Source organism: Streptococcus sp. LPB0220, assembly GCF_008727815.1.
GTDB lineage: Bacteria > Bacillota > Bacilli > Lactobacillales > Streptococcaceae > Streptococcus.
On the sequence record NZ_CP044230.1, the window covers coordinates 1,177,913 to 1,191,452 of the forward strand.

Here is a 13,540-nt window from a genome sequence, read left to right on the forward strand (position 1 = left end):
AGCATAAAGAGACTAGAAATGATTCTAGCCTCTCTTCATCAATCCGTTACAGCACCTGTTCCATCTAGGCTCCAAGTGTTTTCGATGTATGGGATAAAGGTTTTCAAGGTTTCTGCATCCCCTTCAAAAGAAATGGTATAAACTTTTTCACCCTTCTGGAAGATCCAAGTAATCAGGTATTGACCAGATTTCATGATGATTTGAAGCTGGTAGGCGTCCAGTCCTGCGACTTTAGTCCGCGCTCCCGTCATCTTCCCAACATCCTGGTTATCTTGCCACATAACGGCCAGTTTCTTGGCTAGAAATTCTGCATTAAACTCGATATCCGCAGGAACTTTGGCCTTTTCCCGCGTAAAGCTATTCAAGGTGACAATATTATAGCCGCTCCCATCCGTATACTGGACAGCTTCTGTCCCATCGATATCCGTGAACTTGAACCATTTACTTGGAATATCGATGTATCCATAATCTGCATTTCCAATCCGCTTGGTTTCTTGACTGGAAGTGTTTTTCTTTGTAGAAGCAGTATCCTTTGACGAAGAGCTGCTTGTTTGCTTTTCGACTTTGCTGCTACTTTCTTTTGTAGAAGAAGCTGCTGTGTCCTTTTGAGTGGTGTGACTACAAGCCATTAATGTGCAGGTAGAAAGAATCGTCAGTGATGTGACCCATAATTTGTGTTTCATGCTCAACCTCCTTGAGAACGTTTTCTTTCCTCTAGTCTACCATGAAAGTGGGTATTTTAAAATAGGATAAGTGTCACATCTGATGAAACCTTTCTCATTCAGTCTATTTCTTTTGAACCTAAAACAAAAGGCTGGGACAAAAGTCCTAGCCTCTCAATTATTTTTGGATTGTCGAGCAAGACGCAGTGGTTGAGTGGGCTCTACTACGCTGATTTTATCAGCTTTTACAGCCCTACTCAACTGTGCGGAGGTGGGACGACGAAATCGAATTCTAACGAATTACCGATTTCTGTCCCACTCTCTAAATGTTATTCTTCATCCATTGACAAGACAGATAAGAAGGCTTCCTGTGGTACTTCTACAGATCCAATGGCCTTCATCCGTTTCTTACCAGCTTTTTGCTTTTCAAGAAGCTTGCGTTTCCGTGAGACGTCCCCACCATAACACTTGGCCAAGACATTCTTACGAAGGGCCTTGATATCTGTACGGGCCACGATCTTATGACCGATCGCTGCTTGGATAGGCACTTCAAACTGTTGACGAGGGATAATCTTCTTGAGCTTCTCAACGATCAACTTACCACGTTCATAAGCAAAGTCCTTGTGAACGATAAAGCTGAGGGCATCGACGGTATCGCCATTGAGAAGGATATCCATTTTGACCAATTTAGAAGGACGGTATTCAGACAACTCATAGTCAAAGCTCGCATAGCCACGAGTAGAAGATTTCAATTTATCAAAGAAATCAAAGACAATTTCCGCCAGTGGAATTTGATAGATGACATTCACCCGATTTTCATCGATGTAGTCCATGGTCACAAAATCACCGCGTTTCCGTTGGGCCAGTTCCATAACCGCACCGACAAACTCTTGTGGCACCATGATTTGTGCTTTGACATAAGGTTCTTCGATCGAAGCAATCTTGGTTGGATCTGGAAACTCAGAAGGGTTTGAGACATCCAGTGCTTCTCCGTCTGTCAAATTGACCTTGTAGATAACAGACGGTGCTGTCATGATCAAGTCAATGTTGAACTCGCGCTCCAAGCGCTCCTGGATAACGTCCATATGAAGGAGACCCAAGAAACCACAACGGAAACCAAAACCGAGGGCCTGAGAAGTTTCCGGTTCAAATTGAAGACTGGCGTCATTCAATTGCAATTTTTCCAAGGCTTCACGAAGATCATTGTATTTGTTAGATTCGATTGGGTAAAGACCGGCAAAGACCATTGGATTCATTTGCTTGTATCCATGTAGTGGCTCACTTGCCGGATTGGAAGCTAGGGTCACCGTATCCCCGACGCGGGTGTCCGCAACGGTTTTGATAGAAGCCGCAATATAGCCGACGTCTCCAGTTGCAAGGAAATCACGTCCAACTGCTTTAGGAGTAAAGATCCCAACTTCTGTGACATCAAAGGTCTTACCATTGCTCATGAGTTGGATCTTATCGCCTGGTTTAACCATTCCATTGACCACTCGGACCTGAAGAATCACCCCACGATAGGCATCATATACAGAGTCAAAGATCAAGGCTTGAAGAGGGGCTTCAACATCACCCGTCGGTGCTGGAACTTTCTCAACAATCTGCTCCAAAATTTCTTCAATCCCAATACCAGCTTTGGCAGAGGCTAGGACAGCTTCACTAGCATCCAGACCGATGACATCTTCTACTTCTGTGCGCACCCGTTCTGGGTCTGCAGCTGGCAAGTCAATCTTATTAATGACTGGCAGGATTTCTAAATCATTGTCCAAAGCAAGGTAAACATTGGCTAGAGTCTGGGCTTCAATCCCTTGAGCGGCATCTACTACGAGAATGGCTCCCTCACAGGCAGCAAGCGACCGCGAAACCTCATAGGTAAAGTCCACGTGTCCTGGTGTGTCAATCAAGTGGAAGATATAGGTTTCCCCATCTTTAGCCGTGTAGTTCAACTCTATGGCATTCAGCTTAATGGTAATCCCACGTTCCCGTTCCAGGTCCATACTGTCTAGGAGTTGGGCTTGCATCTCCCGACTAGACACGGTTTCTGTTTTTTCTAAGATTCGATCGGCCAAGGTTGACTTTCCATGGTCAATATGGGCGATGATCGAGAAGTTCCGAATCTTCTCTTGTCGTTTTTTTAATTCTTCAAAATTTGGCATAATCATCTTCCTAGTAAATTTAATCGTACTCTTCATTATAACAAAAAAGATAGGCCTTTGCCTATCTTAATTCATTATTTTCAAAAATCGCTTCTGCGTTTTATTTCCCTCATAACCTATTCGTTCGTAAAAGAGATGGGCTTCTTTTCGATGAGAGGCGGAATTTAAACGGATAAAAGCATAATGCTTGCTTTTGGCAAGTTCTTCAACTCGCTCCATCAATTGGCGACCAATCCCACGTCCTTGAGCAGATGGAAAAACCGCTAGACCCAAAACATTCAGACCGGCGTCACTATAGAGACTTTCATAAACTTCTGCTTCCACATAGCCAAGAATATGGCCTGTTTGGTCCTCTTCATAAACAAAGCAAAAATGATCCGAATCTGGCGAATTAAATTTATCAATCTGAGCTGCCACTTTCTCCAGGGTCGAATCATACCCCAATGCTTGGTGACATAAATCTCTAATTTGACCTGCATCTTTAACTTGAACAGTACGAATCATGCCTTCACCTCCATGAACCCTTTGGTATTATCTTAGATCTTTTTCCTCAAAAAGTAAAGGAATATCTGATAAAATTTAAAATGAAAATCCGATTTAGATCAAATTCATCTTTTTTCGCATTTCTCAGGGATTTCTATTTACTTTTTCGATTTAATTCATTATAATAGTAAGGGTAAATACAAGGAGGTGAGTACGTTGGCTAGAGGTCGTGGAAAAGCAAGCCCTCAAGACAAAGAGGCATTACGGATTATATCGGAAAAAATCAGAGAATTACTGAAAGAACAAGGAAAAAAACAGATCGAATTATCTCGTATTACTGGAATCCCTGCAAGTACCCTGACTGGATATGTAAAAGGAACTTCTCTTCCCGTTCCTGAAAATTTAGAGAAGATTGCAGCCTTTTTCCAGGTAGCAGTTGCTGAAATTGACCCTCGTTTGCGCAATGATTTTGTGGTCATTGATTCAGAGATCGAACGATTGTATAAAAAGCTCGATGAAGGAAATCAAGAAAATCTTCTTTCTTATGGAAAGAGTCTCTTGACCCATCAGAAAGAAAGACAGAAAATTGAAAAGCAATACCACTCTTATTCTGTCTATGATTCTTTTGCAGCTTACCAAAATCAGAAACAAGCTGATATCGTCTGGTTTGATCAAAAGATTCCTTACGATTTGGCTTTTTGGATTCATACGGATTCCCTCGAGCCTAAATACGTAAAAGGGGCTGTTGTGTTAATCAAGCAAACCTATTATGATCAGGCAGGGGCTATTTATGCCATTGATTTTGATGGGCAAACGTTGATCAAACGTGTCTTTCGTGAGGCCAACGGTATTCGACTGGTTTCCCTCAATAAGAAATATAGTGATCAAATCATTCCACTAGATGAGGAACCTGGGGTGATTGGAAAAGTGATTGATGGCTTTGTTCCTCTTGATTTGGAGGAAATCAAATGATTAAATTAATTGCGATTGACTTGGACGGAACTCTTTTGCATGAGGATAAGACTCTCTCTAAAGGCAATATTGAAGCTCTCCACCGGGCCCATGAAGCCGGTTATGATATTGTGATCTGTACTGGTCGCCCCTTAGCGGGGGTACGGCCCATCTTTGAAGAGATTGGTCTTCCTGATGGCAACTACTATATGATTATCAATAACGGGTGTACAACCTTGTCGACTAAGAATTGGGAAATCATTGGCAAGGAAGAGTTGAGCCTTGAGGATATGCACCGCTTGCATGTTTTGACGGAAGATACAGATGTCCAGCTAACCTTATTTGACATAGATCACTACCTAGTGGTCGCACCTGAAGCCAGTGAACTTGTCACGATGGATGCGGGCATTGTTAATAGTAAACCGACACTTGTCTCAGAAGAGGATCTACCCAACCTTGTTCCTATTTTTCAAGCCATGTACGTAGGAGATCCTTCTGCTATTGATGACTTCCAAGCTCAGAACGAGGCTGCATTAGAGGCCGATTTTAACACTGTTCGTTCACAGGATATCTTGTTTGAAATCTTGCCAAAAGGCGCGAGCAAGGCTTCTGCTCTTCAAGCATTAAGTCAAACATTGGGCTACAGGAGAGACCAGGTTATGGCTCTTGGAGATGCCAATAATGACCTTGAAATGCTACGTTTTGCTGGTTACAGCGTTGCTATGGGAAATGGCAATGCTGCTGTCAAGGAAATCGCAGACTTCATCACCCTGACCAATGATGAGGATGGTGTGGCCCATGCTATTCACAAATTAATTGAAACTGAAAAAGGAGAATGATCATGAAATACCAAAATTTGTTGGACCGTTTTATTACCTATGTAAAAGTTAACACACGCTCAGATGAAAATTCTACAACCACTCCAAGTACCCAATCACAAGTTGATTTTGCAACAAACGTCTTGATCCCTGAAATGAAACGCGTGGGGCTTCAAAACGTCTACTATTTGCCAAACGGCTATGCCATTGGAACACTTCCAGCTAATGATCCAAGCTTTACACGCAAGATTGGATTTATCTCTCACATGGATACCGCTGACTTCAATGCCGAAAATGTCAATCCTCAAATCGTTGAGAATTATGATGGGGGTGTCATTGCCCTTGGTGACTCTGGTTTCACACTCGATCCAGCCGATTTTGCTCATTTGAACAACTACAAGGGACAAACCTTGATCACAACGGATGGTACTACTCTTCTGGGGGCAGACGATAAGTCAGGTATCGCTGAAATCATGACAGCTATTGAATACCTGACAGCTCATCCTGAAATCAAACACGGAGAAATCCGTGTCGGCTTTGGTCCAGATGAAGAAATCGGAGTCGGGGCAGATCAATTTGATGCAGAGGATTTTGACGTAGACTTTGCCTATACTGTCGATGGTGGTCCTCTTGGAGAGCTTCAATACGAAACCTTCTCAGCAGCTGGGGCTGAAATTACCTTCAAAGGACGCAATGTCCACCCAGGTACAGCCAAAGGTCAAATGATCAACGCTCTTCAATTAGCCATTGATTTCCATAACAAACTCCCTGAAGGAGCACGTCCAGAATTAACCGAAGGCTATGAAGGCTTCTACCACTTGATGAACATCGATGGAACTGTCGAAGAAGCAAGTGCCAGCTACATCATTCGGGACTTTGAAACTGAAAGCTTTGAGAAACGCAAAGACCTTATGAAATCTATTGCCGATCAGATGAATGCGGAGCTCGGTAGCGAACGCGTTCTCCTCACCCTCAAAGATCAGTATTACAACATGAAGCAAGTGATTGAAAAAGATATGACACCGATTACCCTTGCTAAGGAAGTCATGGAAGATCTTGGAATCACTCCAATCATTGAACCAATCCGTGGTGGTACAGATGGATCTAAAATTTCCTTTATGGGGATTCCAACACCAAATATCTTTGCCGGTGGCGAAAACATGCATGGTCGCTTTGAATACGTAAGTCTCCAAACCATGGAACGCGCAGTTGATACCATTATCGGTATTGTGACCAAAAAATAAGAAACAAAAAAGGATTCGGATAGTTTGTCCGGATCCTTTATTGTCTATTAGAAAGCTTGACAATATCTTTGACCTGATCAATTTTCTGAATCAGGTGAAGGCTTGTCTCATTGATCGGAAGATAGTAGACTTTATCTGCCAAGGATTCTGTAAAAGGGCGATTGGTGAGCAAGATCACTTCTTGTCCCTTTTCTTTCAGCTTTTGAACTTGTAGGCGGACTTTCTCATAAAATTGGACATCGCGGATTTCTAGATCATCCACCAAGACACAAGGCGCGTCCAAACCCAATGATTCATTGGTTCCATTCTGGGTCAGATAATAGGCTGCTCCCACTTTGACCTCATATAAGCCAGCTGATGGCTCAACCGGAAGAAAGGCTGGGCTTGTTGCAACTTCTTCTGTTTTATCCATCGCTACAAGGTTGGCTAGGACCTGCAAATAAACAGGTGCTAATTTACTCAAATCCAAGAGTTCCTCAAACTCAAAACCACGTTTCAGAGCCTCTAAGATATAGAAGAGCCGGTGGGGCATATGACGAGCAATTTTCTGGATTAATTCATCATCGCTCATTTCTTCAGGAAAAACGGTCAGCAAGTTCTTGTCTTTAATGGTTTCTAGGGCTTGTTGATAAGCCTCATCGATTCTCTTCCCAAATCCATAAACCGCCCCATAAGAGTGAATTTGGGTATTGAGGCGGGCATTTTTAGCAGCATCAGAAAAAATCGGAATCTTAAAGAAGATATAGTCCAAACTTGGTTCGTAAACGGCCTTTAAATCCTTTAACAAGGGATGAGGCAGATGCTCGAGAGAGCGTCCCAATTGTAACTGAACACCTTGCTCAAACAAGGAATAGCCCAAGCCCATTGAGGCCATCGAGATACTGTCTGAAGCAAATGGATTAACTTCTAGGATATAAAAAGCATAGCTCGTCGGATCCAAAGCAAACTTGATCGAAATGGCTCCTGTCAGCTTCAAATAGCGACTGATGTGGATCGCTACTTCACGAAGATTTTGAAACTCCCGGTCAGTCAGGGTGACCGCTGGCATAAATTGATAAGAGTCACTAGAGTGGATCCCGACAGGATCAATGCTTTCAATAGAGGCCGCCAGGTAGTGATTGTCTTCGCGATCCCGCATGACCACAAAATCCAATTCCTTAAAGCCATAGGTCGAAAACTCTAGCAAACACTGCTGACTTGGAGAGACCGAAAGTCCTGTTTCTACTGCTTCGCACAAGTCATCCAGGTTATGAGCAATCTTTCGCCCCTGCCCTTGCTTACTCGCTACCGGCCAGATCATAATGGGAAATTGAATGCCTTCAGAAAACTCAATGGCTTCTCGAACAGAACCAACCAGTGCGGAAGCGGGTACCTGATAGCCCAACTCTTGAAAAAGACGTCGTTGATCCGCCTGCTGATAAAAGGTGCGGTAACGTTGAAGGCTCGGTCCCACAATTCTAATCGATGCCTCTTTGAAAAATCCAGTTTCTTCCAATCGAAATAAGAGATTTAAAATCTGTTTATCCGCAAAAGCTAAGAGCAAGCGAGATCGAGTATAAGAAAGAAGAATCGTCCTAAGAGCATCCAGCTTAAGCTTACTGACTACAACCTGTTTTCCAGCTTCTTGGGTGATAGTATTTTCTTCGCCCAGATAAAGGACCAGAGCATTCCCATCCTTGGCATTAAGTTTTTGTGCTTCCTTTACCGCAACCAAGAGGCTAATATCCTGATAAGAATCTCCACATAGGAGAAGCAATTTCTGGTTTTCTTTCATCATTCCTTCTCCCTTCTACTTTCGTGAATTTTGGCATCAATCAATTCTAAAAATTCATCGTAAAAATAGAGATTTTCCCTTGGCCCTGGACTCGCATCCACTTGGAATTGAACCCCTAAAATCGGTTGGTAACGATGGCGAAAAGCTTCGATACTATGGTCATTGACGTTTTCATGCGTGACCAATAAATCATGGGGTAGGCTATCGCGTGCGATACTATACAAGTGATTTTGACTCGTTATCTCGATTTTCCCTGTCGCAATTTCACGTACAGGAATATTTAAACCGAAATGCCCAACTTCCATGGGAGCTAGCTCAGCCCCGTAAGCTTGAGCCAATACCTGTGCTCCCAAGCCCATACCCCAGATTGGAATCTGACCATTGAGCTTTTTGATCAAGCGGCAGAGTTTTTTCACCTGATGGGGATCGCCAGGCCCACTGGATAAAATAACGCCATCGGGCTGCTGTTCCATCAGTTCATCATAAGAGATATCATAGGGATAAACTGTCACATTACAGTCCCTTTGACTCAGCTGGCGTAAGACAGAGTGCTTGACCCCTAGATCAATCAAGGCAATACTCTTTCCAAAACCTGGTACAGCATAGGCCGTTTTTGTAGAAACTTGACGCACTTGGTCTTTGGGAAGGACCGTTGCTCGCAACTGATCCAAGATATGCTCGATCGAATCCCCCTTGTTAATGACAGTCGCCTTCATCCGTCCATACTTGCGGACAATTTTTGCCACCTGTTTCGTATCAATCCCTACAATACCAGGGATTTTTTTTCGCTTCAAGAATTCATCCAAGGTCATCTGCTACCGCCAATTGCTCGGCATCTCCACTAGATGCTGAACGACTACTGCTAAACAAGTGGGCGTAATCGATTCAGAATCATCTCGATTGATCCCTGTTGCGCCAATAACTGGAAAGGTAAAGGAGAGGATCTGGCCACTAAAAGCCTGATCCGTGATCAATTCTTGATAGCCTGTCATGGCTGTCGTAAAGACCAATTCACCAGTCACATATAAGTCTGCACCAAAGGCTTCTCCTTCAAATACAGTCCCATCCTCTAGGACCAATAATCGTTTCATCGAACCCCTCCCTTCTTTTTACACTAATCCAATTTTATCATAGTTCCTCAAAAAAAGGAAAGTCAGATTCCATGTAGCTGTCTACTCTGTCCTCTTCCTTTCCTTTCAATGAATTGTCAGTTATCTTATTTTGCACCGCGACCTTTAAGAACGGCTTCAATGATGGCCATACGGACAAAGACACCGTTGGTCATTTGTTCTACGATGCGAGATTTAGGAGCTTCTACCAAGTGGTCCGCAATTTCAACGTCACGGTTGACTGGTGCTGGGTGCATCAAGATCGCTGTATCTTTCATACGGTCATAACGTTCTTGAGTCAAGCCATGAAGACGGTGGTAGTTTTCTTTAGAGAAGAGTGATTCGTAATCATGACGTTCGTGTTGCACACGCAAGAACATCATCACATCCACTTCTTCAATGACTTCATCGATAGTGACGAAGGTTCCATAGTCTTCAAATTCCGCACTTCTCCATTCGTCTGGACCTGCAAAGTAGAGGGTTGCTCCCAAACGTTTCAAGATTTGCATATTTGATTTAGCCACACGTGAGTGATCCAAGTCCCCAGCGATACAAACTTTCAAACCATCAAAGTGACCGAATTCTTGGTAGATGGTCATCAAATCAAGCAAGCTTTGGCTTGGGTGTTGACCTGAACCGTCCCCACCATTGACGATAGATGCAGTGATCGTTGGGCTTTCAACCAATTCTTTGTAGTAGTCCACTTCAGGGTGACGGATGACGCAGACATCTACACCAAGAGCTGACATGGTCAAGATGGTATCGTAAAGTGTTTCCCCTTTGTTCACAGAGCTTGTCTTCACATCAAAGTCAAGGAGATCACATCCCAATTTCAACTCTGCCACTTCAAAGGCTTTGTGGGTACGAGTTGAAGGTTCAAAGAAAAGGTTTGAGATGATGTGTTGGTCTTCGTAGGCTGCTTTTGCTCCGTTTTTGAACTCAATCCCACGTTTGATCAATGCCATTACTTCTTCATTGGTAAGAGTTTCCATTGAGACAAGGTTTTTAAGAGCGATTTGATTTTCAGACATGTTGATTCTCCTTTTATAATGTGAATGCAAATAGTTTACAATTTGTTTAAGCTTCTTTGATGAGGACGCGGTCTTGGCCGTCTAGCTCCACCATCTCGACAATGATTTCCTCTGACTTACTTGTCGGGATATTTTTCCCAACAAAGTCCGGACGAATCGGCAACTCCCGATGCCCACGGTCAACTAGAACCGCAAGACTCACTCGAGCAGGACGACCGTGACTGACCAAATTGTCAATGGCAGCGCGTATCGTGCGACCTGTATAGAGGACATCATCGATCAAAATGACTTCTCTATGAGCGATATCAACTGGTAAAACCGTTGTATCTTCTGTCGCCTTCATGTCATCTCGGAAAGGCTTGGTATCTAGTTCTGCTACAGGGACATCGATTTGTTCCAGCTGAGAGAGGCGTTCTTGGATCCGGCGAGCGATGTAAACACCACGCGTCTTGATCCCCACCAGCACAATCTGGCTCAAATCTTTGTTTCGTTCAATGATTTCGTAGGTGATGCGGGTAATGGCCCGTTTCATCGTCAAATCATCAACGACTTCTTTGGTTTTCATTCAGTCCTCCTTAGTTGTAAAAGAAAAACCTCCTTTTTCAAGGAGGTTCAGCAAATGAATGGTCTAAGAGGATAGAGTCTCGCCCTATGGTCCTAGCCATTGTTTTTCACAGTCTCCTTGCCTGCCTCACGGGACAGGATTAAAGGATTTATTTAATTGAGATAACTATATCACAGTTTCAAACGACATGCAAGAAAAAACTCAACATTTTTCAAAAAAATTTAAAAACATGACTTTTCACCCGAATAACGTTCGGTTTTTACTAAGAAACAGCCGATTTTCGCTTGATATTTTTGATCCCATAGAGCACATAGCCAGCTAAGAGGTAAGCGATAAAGATGATCACCACCCATTTGCCAACAAAGGCCCAGCCGTATTTATTGACATTGATAAAGAAATAGGCAAAGGGACTATCTTTGGCACCCGGTACTGGCCACTTCAGAACCAAACCGTTGAGAAGAGCAAAAAGCATATAAAGAACGGGAAGCACTGTCCAAGCCAACGGATCCGACTTACGGTACTGTTTGGCCTTATCAATCACCAGGGTATCAAAGAAGAACATCAAGGGAACAATGTAGTGACAGAGGAAGTTTTCCAAGCGGTAAAACTTCTCAGGTGTCGCGATGGGTGCTAGCATAAAGTGGTAGATGACACAGGTGATCATGATTGACATGGTGACACCACCCTTCAAGCGAAGATAGCCCTGTATTTGTGTCGAACGACCACGAAGCATGCGCCAAACCATGTCTCCCATGAAGAACATGACCAACATGTTGGACAAAATAGTGTAATAGAGCATCATCCCAAAGCCACCATGCTTGGTGAGTTGCAAATAAACGCCGATGACACTCAAAATAAACAATAGAAAACGATAGCTAAACAATAGTTTGAATTTCATAGTATTCTCCTGAAAGAAAAGGGGCTAGGCCCTTCGGTTTAATCAGGAACTTTCCTTAAGTGAAGACGGACGTCAGCGAACTTCTAGGAAGTTCCATGACTTAGTTTTGAACCTAAAGTTTCAAAACTCCCGAGTAGTTGAAACAAGACTGTTTCAACTACTTTTCTCACAGCGGAAAGTTCCATAATAAACTTAAACAACTCTATTAGTTTTTGAACTTTATATAGAGCTATTTCTTCTTATCTTTAGATTTTCTTCACAAATTCTGATTTGAGTTTCATTGCGCCAAAGCCATCAATCTTACAATCGATGTTGTGGTCTCCTTCCACGATACGGATGTTTTTCACGCGCGTTCCTTGTTTCAAATCCTTTGGTGCACCCTTCACTTTCAAATCTTTGATCAGGGTCACTGTATCGCCATCAGCCAATTTGTTTCCGTTGGCATCAATCGCTACGACACCCTCTTCTTCTTCGACCTCAGCTGGGTTCCATTCATAGGCACACTCTGGGCACACCAAGAGCGCTCCATCTTCATAGACGTATTCAGAGTTACATTTTGGACAGTTTGGTAAGTTATTCATTTTTATCTCCTTATTCAAATTAACTTTCATAGTATACCATGAAAGCGAAAATTTGACAAATTCTGTTCGACTGTAGGAGTTTCAAGAAAAAAGGAGGCGACTTGGCCTCCCTACATAGATGATATTTCTCAATCTTCCTGCAATTCTTGAATATCTCGAATCACGCGCACACCTGCTTGATTCTTCTCGCGCAGTTCAGCATCAGAGTATGGGAAGGTATTGATCAAGATACTCTCCATCCCGATACTTTGGGCAACAGCGACATCTGTCGTAAAGTCATTCCCCACCATGACCGTTTTCTCAGGGTTCAACTGGTGTTCTTTCATCACTTCCAAGAGAAACTCTGGCTGAGGTTTACGAATACCTGCGTCAGACGACAAGTAAATGGCATGGAAAAGCTCTCTCAAACCAACCAAATCAATCTCCGGATTGGTAAAATCTGCTTGGGCATTGGATAAGAGAAAGATTCGGCAACCTGCAGCTTTCATATCCTCTAATACTTCTTTCGTATGAGGATAAAGCTCCAACCGCTTGCGAGAAAGGACACGGAAAGTTCGCGCAATCAAACGCCCCCACTCTTTGAGGTGGGCAACACTATCCCCACTTGGATGACCTTCTAAATACAATTGCACAAAAATGACCGTCAGATCAATCTCTGGGTAGGCAACTTGTTTTTCCTTGGCCAAGTCTTCTTCGGCTTGTTGCACCAACTCTTTATAACGCAGTCGCAAGCCTTCTCCTGTGTAGCTTGCCCCGTAGGATTGGTAGATCTGAGCCATAGTATCCCATAAAATTGGACTCGACTCATCGGTTTCGATGTCGACCAAGGTTCCATAAAAATCAAAAATATAGTTTTTAAATGCGTACTTGTGCGGACTCATCTCTCACTCCCGTAACAAACATCGTAAAGGTTGCCTTGCAGACATTGGCCCCGTCTTGATTGGTAATATCGACATCCACAACTCGAGTCGTCCGTCCACTGTGGACACATTCACCATGGATCGTGAGGACATCCCCCAGACGCCCTGCTTTCAAGTAATTGATGGAGGATTGCAAGGTTACCCCATCGACACCTTGAGAAACAACAACCAAACCACTGACTTGGTCACACAGGGTAAAGAGATAGCCTCCATGCGCATTTCCATAATAATTGAGCGATGATTCTACGACCTTGGTTGTCACCACTACATGGCCATCTCTCATCTTTTCGATTTCATAATTTTCAAATGCAGCAATTGCATCAAAGTGAAAATCTTTCATATACTTGC

The 13,540-nt window shown here is 43.2% G+C and carries 13 protein-coding genes and 1 pseudogene; 3 read left to right on the plus strand and 11 right to left on the minus strand.

The features are described from left to right. Positions 1-38: 38 nt before the first annotated feature. The 3 genes from LPB220_RS06185 to LPB220_RS06200 all read right to left on the minus strand — a co-directional run bounded on the left by LPB220_RS06185 (position 39) and on the right by LPB220_RS06200 (position 3,322). Entirely contained in the window at positions 39-683 is a 645-nt protein-coding gene (locus LPB220_RS06185) for a hypothetical protein (protein ID WP_150906186.1), read from the minus strand. A gap of 308 nt (positions 684-991) precedes the next feature. Further along, a complete protein-coding gene (lepA, locus tag LPB220_RS06195; RefSeq protein ID WP_031577086.1) occupies positions 992-2,818 on the minus strand; it encodes a translation elongation factor 4 in 1,827 nt (608 codons plus the stop codon). Positions 2,819-2,884: 66 nt separating this feature from the next. Then, a complete protein-coding gene (locus tag LPB220_RS06200; RefSeq protein WP_150906188.1) occupies positions 2,885-3,322 on the minus strand; it encodes a GNAT family N-acetyltransferase in 438 nt (145 codons plus the stop codon). A 195-nt stretch (positions 3,323-3,517) separates the two neighbouring features. Between LPB220_RS06200 and LPB220_RS06205 the strand changes: the two genes are divergently transcribed. Genes LPB220_RS06205 through pepT form a run of 3 tightly spaced genes read left to right on the plus strand, consistent with a single transcriptional unit; the run spans position 3,518 to position 6,314 of the window. Continuing rightward, positions 3,518-4,273 (plus strand): helix-turn-helix transcriptional regulator, encoded by a 756-nt coding sequence (locus LPB220_RS06205; protein ID WP_024056088.1) that lies wholly within the window; start codon positions 3,518-3,520, stop codon positions 4,271-4,273. Next, the gene (locus tag LPB220_RS06210) at positions 4,270-5,091 is read left to right on the plus strand and encodes a Cof-type HAD-IIB family hydrolase (protein WP_150906190.1); all 822 of its coding nucleotides are present in this window, start codon (positions 4,270-4,272) and stop codon (positions 5,089-5,091) included. Before LPB220_RS06205 ends, LPB220_RS06210 begins: the two co-directional genes overlap by 4 nt. Positions 5,092-5,093: 2 nt before the next feature. Next, a complete protein-coding gene (pepT, locus tag LPB220_RS06215; protein ID WP_003011473.1) occupies positions 5,094-6,314 on the plus strand; it encodes a peptidase T in 1,221 nt (406 codons plus the stop codon). A gap of 37 nt (positions 6,315-6,351) precedes the next feature. Here pepT and LPB220_RS06220 read toward each other — a convergent pair whose 3' ends face one another. The 8 genes and pseudogenes from LPB220_RS06220 to LPB220_RS06255 form a co-directional block, all read right to left on the minus strand. Beyond that, positions 6,352-8,091 carry an ATP-grasp domain-containing protein gene (locus LPB220_RS06220; RefSeq protein ID WP_150906192.1) on the minus strand — a complete coding sequence of 580 codons (1,740 nt, stop codon included), beginning with the start codon at positions 8,089-8,091 and terminating at the stop codon, positions 6,352-6,354. Continuing rightward, positions 8,088-9,179: pseudogene (locus LPB220_RS06225) on the minus strand (carbamoyl phosphate synthase small subunit). Before LPB220_RS06225 ends, LPB220_RS06220 begins: the two are co-directional and overlap by 4 nt. Before the next feature lie 125 nt (positions 9,180-9,304). Continuing rightward, positions 9,305-10,228, minus strand: coding sequence for an aspartate carbamoyltransferase catalytic subunit (locus LPB220_RS06230; RefSeq protein WP_003016291.1), 924 nt, complete (start codon positions 10,226-10,228; stop codon positions 9,305-9,307). 46 nt (positions 10,229-10,274) lie between these two features. After that, the gene (gene pyrR / locus LPB220_RS06235) at positions 10,275-10,793 is read right to left on the minus strand and encodes a bifunctional pyr operon transcriptional regulator/uracil phosphoribosyltransferase PyrR (RefSeq protein ID WP_003001719.1); all 519 of its coding nucleotides are present in this window, start codon (positions 10,791-10,793) and stop codon (positions 10,275-10,277) included. Positions 10,794-11,055: 262 nt separating this feature from the next. Next, on the minus strand, positions 11,056-11,691 hold the full coding sequence (locus tag LPB220_RS06240) for a Pr6Pr family membrane protein (RefSeq protein WP_150906194.1): 636 nt from the start codon (positions 11,689-11,691) through the stop codon (positions 11,056-11,058). Between the two features lie 245 nt (positions 11,692-11,936). Continuing rightward, positions 11,937-12,272, minus strand: a complete 336-nt coding sequence (locus tag LPB220_RS06245) for a zinc ribbon domain-containing protein YjdM (RefSeq protein WP_003016288.1) — start codon at positions 12,270-12,272, stop codon at positions 11,937-11,939. A 128-nt stretch (positions 12,273-12,400) separates the two neighbouring features. Next, complete coding sequence (locus LPB220_RS06250; protein ID WP_150906196.1) at positions 12,401-13,153, minus strand: HAD family hydrolase; 753 nt, start codon at positions 13,151-13,153, stop codon at positions 12,401-12,403. After that, the gene (locus LPB220_RS06255) at positions 13,128-13,532 is read right to left on the minus strand and encodes a PaaI family thioesterase (RefSeq protein WP_003016342.1); all 405 of its coding nucleotides are present in this window, start codon (positions 13,530-13,532) and stop codon (positions 13,128-13,130) included. Before LPB220_RS06255 ends, LPB220_RS06250 begins: the two co-directional genes overlap by 26 nt. Positions 13,533-13,540 lie beyond the last annotated feature (8 nt).